Origin of the sequence: Kitasatospora sp. NPDC048239, from assembly GCF_043202015.1 — a bacterium.
In the GTDB taxonomy this organism is placed as follows: Bacteria; Actinomycetota; Actinomycetes; order Streptomycetales; family Streptomycetaceae; genus Kitasatospora.
This window is the reverse complement of record NZ_JBICZP010000014.1, coordinates 205,572-218,949: the sequence shown is the minus strand read 5'-3', so window position 1 is coordinate 218,949 and position 13,378 is coordinate 205,572. Positions and strand designations below refer to the sequence as shown.

General features: G+C 74.9%; 12 protein-coding genes. 5 read left to right on the top strand and 7 right to left on the bottom strand.

Annotated features, from left to right (window positions below; translation table 11 throughout):
• The 5 genes from ACGFZP_RS30910 to ACGFZP_RS30890 form a co-directional block, all read right to left on the bottom strand.
• On the bottom strand, nucleotides 1-1,320 hold the full coding sequence (locus ACGFZP_RS30910; RefSeq protein WP_392939317.1) for a geranylgeranyl reductase family protein: 1,320 nt from the start codon (nucleotides 1,318-1,320) through the stop codon (nucleotides 1-3).
• A 272-nt stretch (nucleotides 1,321-1,592) separates the two neighbouring features.
• Complete coding sequence (locus ACGFZP_RS30905; protein WP_392939316.1) at nucleotides 1,593-2,519, bottom strand: ABC transporter substrate-binding protein; 927 nt, start codon at nucleotides 2,517-2,519, stop codon at nucleotides 1,593-1,595.
• Between the two features lie 429 nt (nucleotides 2,520-2,948).
• Nucleotides 2,949-4,046, bottom strand: a complete 1,098-nt coding sequence (locus ACGFZP_RS30900) for a calcium:proton antiporter (protein WP_392939314.1) — start codon at nucleotides 4,044-4,046, stop codon at nucleotides 2,949-2,951.
• A gap of 104 nt (nucleotides 4,047-4,150) precedes the next feature.
• A complete protein-coding gene (locus ACGFZP_RS30895) occupies nucleotides 4,151-5,791 on the bottom strand; it encodes a protein kinase (RefSeq protein WP_392939313.1) in 1,641 nt (546 codons plus the stop codon).
• Nucleotides 5,792-5,798: 7 nt separating this feature from the next.
• Nucleotides 5,799-6,566 carry a serine/threonine protein kinase gene (locus ACGFZP_RS30890; RefSeq protein ID WP_392939311.1) on the bottom strand — a complete coding sequence of 256 codons (768 nt, stop codon included), beginning with the start codon at nucleotides 6,564-6,566 and terminating at the stop codon, nucleotides 5,799-5,801.
• Nucleotides 6,567-6,900: 334 nt separating this feature from the next.
• Here ACGFZP_RS30890 and ACGFZP_RS30885 point away from each other — a divergent pair, with 334 nt between their 5' ends.
• From ACGFZP_RS30885 to ACGFZP_RS30875, 3 genes are all read left to right on the top strand, one after another.
• A complete protein-coding gene (locus tag ACGFZP_RS30885) occupies nucleotides 6,901-7,314 on the top strand; it encodes a hypothetical protein (protein ID WP_392939309.1) in 414 nt (137 codons plus the stop codon).
• Nucleotides 7,315-7,787: 473 nt separating this feature from the next.
• Complete coding sequence (locus tag ACGFZP_RS30880) at nucleotides 7,788-8,945, top strand: polysaccharide deacetylase family protein (RefSeq protein WP_392939307.1); 1,158 nt, start codon at nucleotides 7,788-7,790, stop codon at nucleotides 8,943-8,945.
• Nucleotides 8,946-9,031: 86 nt separating this feature from the next.
• Nucleotides 9,032-10,129: a GNAT family N-acetyltransferase gene (locus ACGFZP_RS30875; protein WP_392939305.1), complete on the top strand. Its 1,098-nt coding sequence runs from the start codon at nucleotides 9,032-9,034 to the stop codon at nucleotides 10,127-10,129.
• Here ACGFZP_RS30875 and ACGFZP_RS30870 read toward each other — a convergent pair.
• Entirely contained in the window at nucleotides 10,120-10,755 is a 636-nt protein-coding gene (locus ACGFZP_RS30870) for a hypothetical protein (protein WP_392939304.1), read from the bottom strand. The two genes, ACGFZP_RS30875 and ACGFZP_RS30870, sit on opposite strands and share 10 nt — an antisense overlap.
• 521 nt (nucleotides 10,756-11,276) lie before the next feature.
• Here ACGFZP_RS30870 and ACGFZP_RS30865 point away from each other — a divergent pair.
• Nucleotides 11,277-11,564, top strand: a complete 288-nt coding sequence (locus tag ACGFZP_RS30865) for a hypothetical protein (RefSeq protein WP_392939303.1) — start codon at nucleotides 11,277-11,279, stop codon at nucleotides 11,562-11,564.
• Nucleotides 11,565-11,715: 151 nt separating this feature from the next.
• Entirely contained in the window at nucleotides 11,716-12,177 is a 462-nt protein-coding gene (locus ACGFZP_RS30860; RefSeq protein WP_392939301.1) for an NTP pyrophosphohydrolase, read from the top strand.
• 93 nt (nucleotides 12,178-12,270) lie between these two features.
• Here the strand turns inward: ACGFZP_RS30860 and ACGFZP_RS30855 are convergent, their stop codons facing one another.
• Nucleotides 12,271-12,861: a lytic polysaccharide monooxygenase gene (locus ACGFZP_RS30855; protein ID WP_392939299.1), complete on the bottom strand. Its 591-nt coding sequence runs from the start codon at nucleotides 12,859-12,861 to the stop codon at nucleotides 12,271-12,273.
• Nucleotides 12,862-13,378 lie beyond the last annotated feature (517 nt).

Sequence of the window (13,378 nt, the reverse complement as noted above, 5' to 3'; positions counted from 1 at the left end):
TCACCGGCCGCTGGGGGCCACCTTGCCGAGGGCGTGCAGCAGCCGGTCGAGGGCGTCGCGGGAGTTGGGCTCGGTCAGGTTGACCATCAGCCGGAAGACGGCCCGGAGCAGGGCGGGGCTGCTCAGGCCCAGCGCGCCGGCCGGGCCGAGCAGACGGGGCCGGGCGAGTACCCGGGCGGCGAGGCGTCCGAGCGCGAAGTAGCCGTCGTAGGCCGAGCGCAGCGCCTGCGGGTAGGCGTACAGGGCGAGTTCGCGGCCGTGGTCGGTGCGGCGGGCCAGCGCCTGGACGATCGTCTCGGCGGCGTAGCGACCGGACTCCATCGCGTACGCGATGCCCTCGCCGGTCGCGGGGCTGACGGTGCCGCCCGCGTCGCCGACCAGCAGCAGGCCGTCCGCGTAGTGGGGCCGGCGGTTGAGGCCCATCGGCAGCGCGGAGCCGCGGACGGGTTCGGTGACGGCCTCCGGGGTGTAGCCGTACTCGGGCGGCAGGCCGGCGCACCAACTGCGCAGCAGTTCCCGCCAGTCGAGCTCGCCCGCGACGGCGGCGGTGTCGAGCACGCCGAGACCGATGTTGGCGGTGCCGTCGCCCATCCCGAACACCCAGGCGTAGCCGGGCACCACACGCCGCTCCGGGTTCCCGGGGTCGCGCAGGTCGAGCCAGGCCTCCAGGTAGCGGTCGTCGTGGCGCGGCGTGGTGAAGTACGTCCGGTAGGCCACGCCCATCGCGCGGTCGGTGCGGCGGTAGCGCTTCATCGCCAGTGACAGCCGGGTGGAGTTGCCGTCCGCGGCGACCACCAGCGGGGCGCGGTACTCGACGGGCTGCTTGCGGTCGCCGAGGCGGGCCGTCACTCCGATGATCCGCCCGCTCCGCTCGTCCACCAACGGGCCTGCCACATTGGCCCGTTCGATCAGGCGGGCGCCGGCCGCCTCGGCCCGGCGGGCGAGCAGCTCGTCGAAGTCCGCGCGCCGCCGGACCAGCCCGAAGCCGGGGTAGGCGGACAGCTCCGGCCAGTCCAGCTCCAGCCGGTGGCGGCCGCTGACCAGCCGCAGCCCCCGGTTGTGCAGCCAGCCCGCCTCCTCGGAGACGTCGACGCCCATGTCCGTCAGCTGCCTGACGACGCGCGGGGTCAGACCGTCGCCGCAGACCTTCTCGCGGGGGAAGGCGGACTTCTCCAGCAGCAGCACGTCGAGCCCGGTGCGGGCCAGGTGGTACGCGGCGGTGGAGCCCGCCGGGCCCGCGCCGACCACGATCACGTCGGCGCCGTCCTCCAGGCGGCCGGGGCCACCGCCAACGGTCAACTGCTGCTCGGGGCCGGGCATCGCGCACTCCAGGGGTCTGATCGGCTGCGGACTCGGCTGGACCCGGCTGGAGTCGGGCGGTCCCGACGGTCGCGACGGTCCCAGCGGTCTCAGACGATAGGGACAGCGACGGCCAGGCTCACGCTCCGACACGCGGGCCCGCCCCGATGGCCGGTCAATACCGGCCACCGGGGCGGGCCGCACAGCGCGGGTCGCCGCGGCACGGTTCAGGTCGGTCGCCACGATCCGTTCTGATCCGGACCGGTCGCCGCCGCCTGGTCGGCGCGGACCGGTCAGAGACCGCCGTTGACCACCGCGCTGGAGACGCCGCCCGGCCGGACGTTCCACTTGGTGAGGATCTTGTCGTACTCCCCGCCGCGGATCACCTGGTCCAGGGCCTTGGCGAGCACGTCCCGCAGCTGGGTGTTGTCCTTGGCCACCGTGATGCCGTACGGGCCGGACTGCAGGAAGTGGGTGCTGGCCAGCTGGAACCGGCCGCCGCGCTGCGGCTGCATGGTGTTGTACTGGGCCACCGGGTAGTCGTTGAGGTCGGCGACCGCCGTCCCGGCGGCGACCTCCGCGAGCGCCTGGTCGTCGTCCTCGAACTGGCGGATCTGCAGCGGCTTGCCGATCCGCAGGCAGGCCGTGCTCTGGCGGCCGGCCTGCTCGTCCTGGATGGTGCCGCGCTGGACGGCCACGGCGTGCCCGCAGAGGCTGTCCAGGGTGCTGAGGTTCAGCGGGTTGCCGGTCTTGACCACCATCGAGGTACCGGTCAGGAAGTAGTCGATGAAGTCCACGCCCGGGTCGACCTGGTGGCCGTCGTCGGCGGCGCCGAGCTGGCGCTGCTTGGTGTCGATGACGGCCGACATCACCAGGTCGAGCTGCTTGGACTGGACGGCCGGAATCAGCTTGTCGAACGCCATGTCCGCGAACTCGACCCGCAGGCCGAGGTAGTTGCCGATGGCGGTGGCGAGCTCGGGATCCAGCCCGGCGGGGGCGCCGTTCGGGTCCTTGAAGTCGACCGGGACGTAGTTGAGGTAGGAGCCGATCCGGAGCACCCCGGCGGCCTTGACCGCCTTGGGGATCCGGGCCCGCAGGTCGGCCTGGCTGCCGGGCTGGACGGCGGGGGCGCCGGCGCAGCCGGAGAGCAGCAGGCCGCCGCCGGCGAGTACGGCGGCGGTGCGCAGGGGTGCGGGGGCGCTGCGGGGACGCCCGGGCACGGGGGTGCCGGGTCCGGGGGCGCCGGGTCTGGCGCTACCGGGTCTGGCGCTTCCGGGTCTGGGGGTGTGTGCGGGCATGAGGGAGCGGTGCGTCACGGTGCGTCTTCTTCGCGGTGTGAGGGAGTGAGGGCAGGGAGGCGCCACACCGGGAAGGCTGCCGGGGTACGGAGCGCGGACCTCGTCGCCGTGTGCCCAGATCGGGCCGCCCCGGGGTAGTGGGGGCGGCCGGTCGGCGGAGGTCCGCCGTCGGGGGCGGTCCGGGCCATCCTCGCACCCTGCCGGGGCGGAGCGGCCGCCGGGTGCCCCGCGGGGCGTCCGGCGGCCCCTCCTCGACCGGCGGTCAGCGCGCCTCACACGCCGCCCGGATGACCGGATTGCGGCTTTGATCCGACCGGACAATCCGCTTGTACGGGTCGAAATCCGGACAGCTCAGGGGTTCACCGCGAGCACCACGTAGGCCGCCAGGATCGCCAGGTGCACCGCGCCCTGCAGCGGGGTCGCCCGGCGCGGGATGACCGTCAGCGTGCCGACCGCGATGGTCAGCGAGAGCAGCACCAGATGGGACGGGCCCAGACCCAGCACCAGCGGGCCGGACAGCCAGGCCGAGGCCACCGCGACCGCCGGGATGGTCAGCCCGATGCTCGCCAGCGCCGAACCGAGCGCAAGGTTGAGGCTGGTCTGCACCCGGTTGCGCAGCGCCGCCCGCAGCGCCGCGATGGTCTCCGGGAGCAGCACCAGCAGTGCGATCACCACACCGACCACCGAGGACGGCAGGCCGGCCGAGTAGACGGCGGACTCGATGGTCGGCGAGACGCTCTTGGCCAGCCCCACCACCGAGACCAGCGCGACGGCGAGCAGCGCCAGGCTGGTCCAGGCCGCCCGGGCGGTCGGCGGATCGGCGTGGTCCTCGTCCAGCACCCTGCCCTCCGAGGTGACCGGCAGGAAGTAGTCCCGGTGCCGGACGGTCAGCGTGGCCACGAACAGTCCGTACAGCACGATCGACGCGGTCGCCGCGAAGATCAGCTGGGTGGAGGAGAACTGCGGGCCCGGCGAGCTGGTGGTGAAGGTCGGCAGCACCAGGCTGAGCGTGGCCAGGGTGCCGATGCAGGCCAGGGCCGCGCCGGTGCCCTCGGCGTTGAACACCGCCACCCGGTACCTGAACGCGGCGACCAGGATGGACAGGCCCAGGATGCCGTTGCAGGTGATCATCACGGCGGCGAACACCGTGTCCCGGGCGAGGGTCGCGGCCTTGTCCCCGCCGTCGGCCATCAGCGTCACGATCAGCGCCACCTCGATGACGGTCACCGCGACCGCGAGCAGCAGCGAGCCGAACGGCTCCCCCACCCGGTGGGCGATCACCTCGGCGTGGTGCACGGCGGCGAGCACCGCACCGGCCAGGAAGCAGGACACCAGCCCCACCACCCAGCCGGGCAGGTCGCGGTGCCAGGTCAGGACGAGGAGGACGAAGGCCACCACCGGAACGGCGGCGGTCCACTGAGCGGTGGCCGCGCGGAGCTTGGTGAACATGCGGCCGAGCATCGCAGACCGGCCCCCGCGCGACCGGGCGACGCCACCGGGGCCGCCGCGGACGTGACCGGCCGCACAGCCTCCGCAGCCGGGAACCGCGCTGGTCAGCCACCGTACTCGGCGAGGTATCCGAGCACCTTCCCGACGTGCGCCTTCACCCGCTCGGGTACGCCGCCGGTGTCGGCGACGGTCTTGTCACTGGTCCGGTAGCCGGCCGTGACGAGGGCGGACAGGTCACCGGCCAGGCCCCGGCGCTTGAACTGCTGATCGAGCCAGCAGACGTAGTTGCCCATCGACGCGATCGCGTCCGCCGGGTCCAGGTAGTCCTTGACACCGTCGTGGTCGCCGTCCTGCGCCCAGGCGTTGAAGACGGCGGGCGTCCACATCGCGATGCCGTACTCGCCGGACTCGGGGTGGGCGGCCTTCGGGTCGAAGCCGCTCTCGGCCTTCAGCATGGCGGCCAGCAGCACCGGGGTGATCTCCGGTTCCGGGCAGCGGCGGGCGGCGTCCTCGATCGGACCGCGCAGCGCAGCGGGGACGTCGGCGCCCGCCGGGATCGCGCCGGCCGGGACGGGGGCGGGCCGGGCCGAGGCGGACTGCACCGGCACGGGGGCGGGCCGGGCGGCGGGGGCGGGCTCCGGGCCACCGGTGGCGGCAAGCAGCACCGCGGCCGCCGCGGCCAGGCCGCCGGCCCCGGCGAGCAGGCCGCCCCGGCGCGCCGGACGCGGGCGGGCCCGCCGCGACGGGCCGCGCCCCGCCGGCGGGGCAGCCCCGGCCGGCAGGGCGGTCCCGGCCACCAGGGCGGCGAGGTCGACCCGGCCGCGCGCCTCGCGGTCGGCGGCGAGACAGGCCGTCACCACCGCCCGCCACGGCGCGGGCAGGGCGTCGTCCAACCGCAGCGGCGCCGCGCCCCGCGCATAGGCCTGGGCGGCGAGCGAGCGGGCCCGTGCGGTGGCGCCGAGGAAGGGGTGCAGCCCGCCGGTGAGCGCCTGGTGGGCCAGGACGCCGAAGGCCCAGATGTCGGCGCTGGGGCGCAGGGCCATGCCGCGGGCGCCGGTGCGCTGGGACCACCATTCTGGCGGGACGTGGTCGGGCGAGCCGAGCGGCGGGGCGTAGGCGTGGGTGCCCTCCAGTTCGGCGGTGAGGCCGAAGTCGGCCAGCTTGGCGGTGCCGTCGGGCATCAGCAGGATGTTGGCGGGCTTGAGGTCACCGTGCACCCACCCGCCGGTGTGCATGTGGGTGAGGCCCGCGCAGACCTCGGCGAGGACGCGTTCGGCCCCGGGGACGGGCCTGCCGGGCCGGGCCGAGTCCAGGACGTCCTGCAGGCTGCGGGCGGCGCGCTCCATCACCAGGGCGACGGCGCCGTCGAGTCGGGGGTGGGCTGGGTCGTCGATGGTGACGACGGCGAGGGTGCGGATGAGGTGGGGGTGGTCGGCCCGGCGGCTGAAGCGCGTCTCGCTGCGGGCGATCTCGGTCATGGTGCGGCGCTGGCCGGGGCTGAGCCGGGCGGGGCTGAGGAACTTGACGGCGGCGTCCGGGGGTTGGCCCGGTCCGGTGGCGGCGTGGACGCTCCCCCAGGCCCCGCTGCCGATGAGCTCGCCGATGCGGTAGCCCGCCACGGGGTAGCCGGCCGGGATGTCGGACGGCGGTTCGGTGGCGTCGGGGGTGGGCTCTTCGGGCGTGGGCCTTTCGGGGCTTGACCTCTCCGGGCTCGGCGTCGCCGGGCGGGGGCTGTCGGGGTCCACCGCGGGGTCAGCAGCCGCGCCGGGGCGGGAGCAGCGCCAGGTGCTCCTCCCGCACCAGGTCGAACCTCAGTGCCAGCGCCACGAGTTCCTCCCGCTTGCCACCCGCCCGGGCGCCCACTGCCGGGTCCTCGTCCGCGCTCTCGCGCAGCCGGAGCTTGGCGACCACCAGGTAGTCGATGTGGTAGTTGACGGCCGAGCGGGTGAGCCCCCGGCAGGAGGGCAGGGCCCGCAGCCGGGCCACCACGTCGGTGGCGCCCGGCACCGCGGCGGCGGAGGGCGAGCGCAGTCTGGGTTCGCACAGGGCGAGCAGCACGAGGAAGTACTTCGAGGTGGGGTCGAGCGCGAACGGGCTGACCGTGCGCTCCCCGCCGCCTCCGCCGGACTCGCCGTCGAGGTAGGCGTGCTGGGGTGCGAAGACCTTGAAGGCGGCCGGTTCGCCGAGGGCCGGCAGCAGCACCCGGGAGAACTCGAAGGGCACCGGTGCGCCGAGCCGACCGGGCGCCACCTTCACGTGCTCGCCCGCACCCTCCAGGTTCTCCACCACATACGTGGCGGTGGCACTGAAGTTGGAGAGCCGCCAGTAGTCCTCGGCCGCGGTGACCTCGCCGGCCCGGCGCGAGACGCCCTGGTCGGCGAGCGGGATGGCGACGGGCCGTCCGGGCTCGCCGCGACCGAAAAGCGCGGCCTCTCCAGGGCCCATCCGCAGCAGTGCCGGCCGACCGCCGGAGGCGGATTCCGGGCGGGATTCGGGCAGTTGAACGATGACCGTGTCCACGCAGCCACCTCCGTGAGTCGCGACGATGGTACCGGCCCGAACGACTTCGCGCCGGTCCGCCACCCGTACGAGTGAAGGCGCTGCGGGCGCGCCCCGGACGTCACGTGAACGCGCCGATCCCTTGAGGGCGTTGGACGCGACCGGCGGGGGCGGGGGCCGTGGATCCCCCTCGGCAACCTCCTGAACACCTCGTTGAACAGCATTCAAAGAAGTTGCGGAATGTAGTTGAACCGTCACCTTGAGTGTGATGCAGCCCACATATGGCATGTTCACAATGTGTGCAAGACTCATCCCACGGAGTGAGATTCCCTTTCTTTCCAAGGAGGTTCATATCATGCGCGCTCGGATCGCAGCCCTGATCGTCGCGGTGGCAGGGATCGCAGCGGCCACGGCCGGACCGGCCTCGGCGACTACGGCAGCAGGCGAGGCCGGTGGAGTGAGCTGTACGGCCGTCGTCAACCACCCGTGCGTCTGGCAGCAGAAGGACGGCGGAGGAGGCGTCATCGGCGTCGCCCAGGTCTCGCCCGCCCACCCGGCGCAGCTGACGCTGGTTCAGGTCGAGGTGAAGACCCAGCGCGCCTGGGGCAGCCCCTGGGTGACGGTCGCCTCCGCGACCACCCTGCAGACCGGGTTCGCCAAGGCGGTGACGCCGCGCGTGGTCACCAACGAGCTCACCATGATCTGCGCCACCGGCGGCCCCGCCCAGGACGCCGCCCAGCGGGTCACCAGCTGCACCAGCCCGTTCTGACCGCACTGCTGAGCCGCACCCACCACGGACCGGGGCCCTGCGCGCCCCCTCCCCCGGGTCGGCCGCCGGGTCCGCAACCGGCGGCCGGCCCGCCCGGCCGTCAGACCCTTCGCTCCCACCCTCCCCCCTGTACGACACCCGTTCCCTCGGCGCCCGCCTCCGGCCACCACGCTCCCGTTCCGCACCACGCGCCCTCCCGCGTCCGCCGCCACCCGGCACCACCAGCAGCCGCTCAGAAAGCTCCCAGCCCACGCTCAGGCCAAGGCGCGCCGACAATGCGCCAACCTCCCCGCCGGAACCCGACCGGCCTGCACAACCCTCCTCGGAGCATGGGACTTTGCACTATCTTGGTAATTCGTGGAGCGGGGCGGGCCGCCCACCGGGCAGGCGTGCGCCGATCGGCGGATCCTGCCCCGCACCGTGCTCCGCCCCGACCACCGCAGCGCACACGTGGAGGAAGGGGGAGCGTGTCGATGCCTGACGGGAGCACGCGTTCGACCGGGGCCGTCAGTGGCCCGACCACCAGGACCACCGCCCGCGCCACCGATGGAGCCGGGCCCGCCGGCATCAGACCCGCCGGCACCGGGACCACCGAGACGACGACCACCGAGGCGGGGCCGGTCGGCGCAGGCCCCGTGAGCTCGGGGCCGACGGGCGCAGGGCCCACCGGCTCGGGGCCCACCGGTCGGGGCACTCCGGCGGCCGCGCGGCTCTCCGGGCGGCGCTCCACCGTCGACGCCGTTCTGCGCAACTCGCCGCTCCAACCGCTGTTCCGGCTCGCGGCCACCCGCCGCCTCGCCGTGCTGGCCTACCACGGCGTGGACGACCCGCAGACCTTCGCACTCCAGATGGCCCGCCTGCTCCGACTCGCCCGCCCGGTCACCCTGGCCCGGGTCGAGCAGGCCGTCCGCTCCGGGCGCCCGCTGCCGCCGCGCAGCGTGCTGGTCACCTTCGACGACGGCGACCGCACCGTACTGACCGAGGGACTGCCCGTCCTCACCCGGCTCGGCATCCCCGCCGCGGCCTTCGTGGTGACCGAACTCATCGACGGCGACCGGCCGTTCTGGTGGTCCGAGGCCGCGTTCCTGGCCGCCCACGGCGGCGCCGCGCGCGCCCTGGCCGGCTGCGCCCCCGGCGCGGTGGTGCGCAGGATGAAGTCCCTGCCCGACCAGGACCGCCGCACCGCCCTCGCCGAGCTGCGGGAGAGCGCCCGCGCCCAGGCGCCCCGGCAGGAACAGCTCACCCGGCAGGACCTATTGGGCCTCCACCGGTCCGGCGTGGCGATCGGCAACCACACCGCGGGCCACCCCTGCCTGGACCACTGTGACGACGACACCGTCCGGGACGAGATCACCCGCGCCCACCACTCGCTCACCGGTTGGCTCGACGGCGAGGAACCCACCGCCTTCGCCTACCCCAACGGCAACACCGACCCGCGCGTGGACGCCGTCCTGCGCCAACTCGGCTACCGGATCGGCTTCCTGTTCGACCACCGGCACGACCGCCTGCTGCCGCACCGCCCGCTGCAGGTCAGCCGGCTTCGGGTGAACTCCACCACCAGCCGGGACAGGTTCGACACAATTCTCTCCGGGCTCCATCCGGCCGTGCACCGACTGCGCGGCGGGGCCTGAGAAACACCGGGAGCCTGAGGGACACGGAGTCCTGGGGGACACCCGAGTCTTAGCGACACCGGGCGGCGAGACACTGGGGGTTGGGGATGGCACCTGTCGAGACGACGGTCCGGGCGGTCGGGCCCGTCCGGTACCGGACCGCCGCACTACCGGCCGACATCCTGGACGGCTGGCGGGAGTTGGCGGCCGGCGACCCGGACGGCTCCTGGTTCGGCACGCCCGAGTGGACCCTCGCCTGGTGGGAGACGCTCGGCGCGAAGCAGGGCGGCGGCGAGATCACGGTCTGGCGCGAGGCGGACGGCCGGGTCTCGGCCGTCGTCCCGCTGCTGCGCACCTGGCGCCGCCTCCACCCGCGCGCGCCACTGGCCGTCCCCTGCCTGACCGTGCTCGGCTCGGGCCCCGGCGCCGCCGACCACTGCGGCTTCACCGCCGCACCGGAGCGCCGGGCCGAGGTCGCCGACTGGCTCCACCGCCGGGCCCGGCGGGCGACCCTGCTGCTCACCGACCTCGACCCGGGGCAGCGCGACCGGCTGCCGCCCGGCGCGGTCGAGACCGGCCGCACCCCGTGCCCGCGCACCGACCTCAGGGCCGGCCCGGAGGCGCTCGGCTCCCGGCAGTTCCGGGCCGACCTGCGCCGCTACGGCCGCAAGCTGGCGGCCGACGGGGTCACCTTCCGCTGGGTGGCACCGGCCGTCGGGGAGCGCGAACTCGCCGAGCGGATCGAACTGTTGCACGCCGTGCTCCGGCTGCACCGGGAGCGTCGGGCCGCCCTCGGCCTGCCGACCACCTTCGACGCGGCCCGCGCACCGCTGCACGTCCGGCTGATCGAACGGGCCGCCGCGACCGGCCGGGGCGAGGGCCCGGCCTTCCTGGTCGCCGAGCGGGCCGGCGAGGTGGTCGGCGTGCTCTACGGGTTCCGGTGGCGGGACACCTTCGCCTACTACCAGATCGGCTGGGACCAGTCCCTGGCGCCGCTGCGGCTCGGCACGGCCGTGATCGCCGAGGCGATCCGGGCCGCCGCCGACCAGGGCCTCGCCACCTTCGACTTCCTGCGCGGCACCGAGCCGTACAAGTACCGGTTCGACGCGGTGGACCGCGAGGACGTCTCCTGGCTGGTGCCGCACGGCCTCCCGGGCGCGCTGCTCGGCCTCAAGTACCGGGCCAAGGCGGCCCGTCAGGCCTGAGACCGCCACGAAGCGGGCGCGGCCCCGGGCACCGACGCGATCCCGGGTGCCCCGCCGGTCGCAGGTGCCCCGCCGGTCGCAGGTGCCCCGCCGGTCGCAGGTGCCCCGCCGGTCGCAGGTGCCCCGTCGGTCGTCGCGGGACCGGAGCTGGTGCGGATGCTCTGCGTCGCCACCGGGATGCCCTGCCCGACGGGCGTCGACGCCGTCACCGGCACACCGGCGCGAACGGCCGCCGTCACCCCCACTCCAGCGGTCGCCGCGGCGGCGGCTGGAGTCGCCTCGAAGCCGACCGCCGCCAGCGAGTACAGGCGCAGGACGAAGTTCGGATGCTCCGGGTGGCCGCCGGTCCAGTCGGCGTCCTTGCTACGGATCACCTGCGTGCGCTCCCCCGAACCGAGGCACTCGACCGGGCCGAGCCGCATCCGGATGTTGGGACACCAGCGCCCGTTCCAGCTGTGCTCCAACTCCAGCTCCCACTCGTCCTCCCGGACGTCCAGGAACTCCCCCACCCGACCCGCCAGCACAGCGGTCCCGTACGAGGCCCGAACCACCGCCCGCTGGTCGAAGACGGCGTCCTTCCCGATGACCGTGATCCGCCACGGCCCGCTCATTCGCAGCACAGCCACCCTCCCAAGCCCTCCCCATCCGCGGGACAACCGAACCCCGCACTCCCTCGACGGCCCCGCACCCCCCACCGGTTCAGATCCCCGCCCCGGCTCCCGCCGTGATGGCCGCCCATGAGGTGCAACTGATCCGAGACGGCGGTCCTTCGGCTCGGGCGGCTGCTCGCGGTCTGCCGGCGGCAGTCGACAGTCATCGCCGTGAAGCCTGCCGGCTGGCCGGCCCTGCGGGGCGGGGATCCGTCAGACGTCCAGTCGGCTCAACCGGGTTCTTCCGGTGCTCATCCCGGCGTGAAGCTCACCGGTCAGCGGTCATGCGGGCGGGATGGACCTGCCCACGGGTCCGCTCTCCGCGGTGGCGTCATGGCGGTAGCCCGCCGACTTGGCGGTGGGCACCGCCCGGGCCACTCTGGTCCAGACCATTGACGGAGGGCCGCCCGAGGCAGCAGGATCGGCGACGCCCGCGGGGCCCGTCGGCCGCATCTCGCACGTTCTGTGATCCTTCGCCAGTCGAAAGGCAGGGAACCATGCGCAGGATCGTGAAGGCCGCTGCCACCGCAGCAGTCGGCGGAGCACTGCTCCTCGGCTTCACCGGGTCGGCCACCGCCGCCGCCCTCCCCCCGGGCCCGGTCTCGCTCGGCGGCAAGGGGTGCCCGACGCACTACTGGAACCAGGCCCGGTACGGCTCGTACGACCAGTACCTGCAGTACACCTACATCGGGGGCAACGGCATCCGGTTCGGCATGTACGCCGTGTACTTCAACAACCCGGCGCGGGGCACCGGTTACGACTCGGCGATCTCCTACACGTGCTGACCACCGGCAGTTGCCCGGGGTGGGCGCCTGCGCCCACCCCGGGCGGCTCCGCCCACCCCGGGCGGCTCCGCCCACCCCGGGCGGCTCCGCTCCCAGGACCGCTTGAGGGGCGGCGCCGGGAGCGGGATCCCGCGTGGCAGGCTTGCGGGCCATGAGTGAACGCGACGCGGGTGGGACGGACGAGCGGGTGCCACTACTGGTGGTGGACGCCGCCAACGTGGTGGGCTCGGTGCCCGACGGCTGGTGGCGGGACCGCCGGGGGGCGGCCGAGCGGCTGCGCGACGCGCTGGTCGCCGTCGCCCGGCACGGACCGGCCGTCCGGGACGAGGCTCACGCCCGGCCGGAGCCCGGACCGGTGGAGGTGGTGCTGGTCGTGGAGGGCGCGGCCCGCGGAGTGGCGGCGGTGCCGGGTGTCCGGGTCGTCGCCGCCCCCGGCTCCGGCGACGACCGGATCGTCGAACTGGTCGCGGAGGCCCTGGCCGCCGGGCCCCGACGGGACTGCCGGGTCGTCACCGCGGACCGCGGCCTGCGCGCCCGGGTCACCGCCCTCGGCGCCGGGGTGCTCGGCCCGCGCTCGGTGTGGCCGGCCCACCCCGCCCGCCCGGAGTCCTGAGACCCTTGGCCGCACGGGTGCGCCCACCCCGCGGGTCGCCGGCCGCTCGGCGGTCGACGACCCGGCGGAGCGGGCCCATGGCTGCGGTACGGGTCAGAACTGGACGTCCGTGCAGGAGTAGAAGGCGTTCGCGGTGTCGGCCACGTCCCAGACCGCGACGACCACGTGGTGCCCGGTGCGGCCGGTGGGGAGGGTCGCGGTGTGGGTGGTGGTGGCGGCGGGCTGTCGGCCGTTGTAGGGGACGGTCAGGAACGGGGTGAGGTCGAGGGCGGCCCGGGTGATCTTCTGGGTCGCGTCGTAGCCGGGCCTGGTGAGGAAGTACCGGAAGTTCGTCGTCGAGTGCCTGGCCTCGATCTCCCAGGTGAAGGTGAGCTGCTGACCGCCCGTCACCTTGGTGGTCGGCCACTTGCCGCTGCGCGGGTTGTCCAGCGGCGCCCATCGCGCGTCGGCGCCCGCGCAGATGGTTCCGTCGGCGGGCCCCTTGGCCGGAAAGCCCTTGGGGCCCTCGACGCTCTGGGGCTCCCACTGGATGTCACCGCAGTTGGTGACGACACCCGCGCCGCAGAGCGCCGAGCGGCTCGGCGGGAGGTTGATGAAGCCGTGCGACTGGGCCGGTCCGGCCGTCACGAGCGGGACGGCCGCGGCCGCGGCCAGCACGGCACCGATGATGTGGCGTCTACGCATGATGCTCCTCCGTGGGGGTGGATGGAGAGTGCGCCCGACGCAGGCGGCGCGTGGGGGTGCGCCGATCCGCCGGCATCGACCGGACGGCCCTGGCCGCCGAGTCGATTGGCATGTTTGCGCCAGGTCGGTACCGGAACCGTAGACGCCGCCCCCGCGCACCGTCAATGGTCTGTACCACAGCGGGAGTTGGGCAATCCGGCGAGGGTCGGTGCGGCCCAGGACCGGGCCACCGACCGTCGACCCGCTGTCCGCCGCGCTCACGACTGCTCTGACCCCGGAGACCCGGGCGCGGGCGGCAGCCGCGGCCGGCGCGATCCGCACCGGCGGGGCGGCGGTGGCCGCGGGCCTGCTGCTCGCCGCGGGCGGAGGCGAACGGACGCGGGGGGGCGGGGCCCGCCCCCCCCCGCCCGGGGGCCCCCCCCCGCCCGGGCCCCCCCCGGGGGGGGGGCCGGGGGCGCCGCGCCCCCGCCCCCCCGCGCCCCGCAACCCCCCGGGTGCGGGGGGCACGAGCCCACGG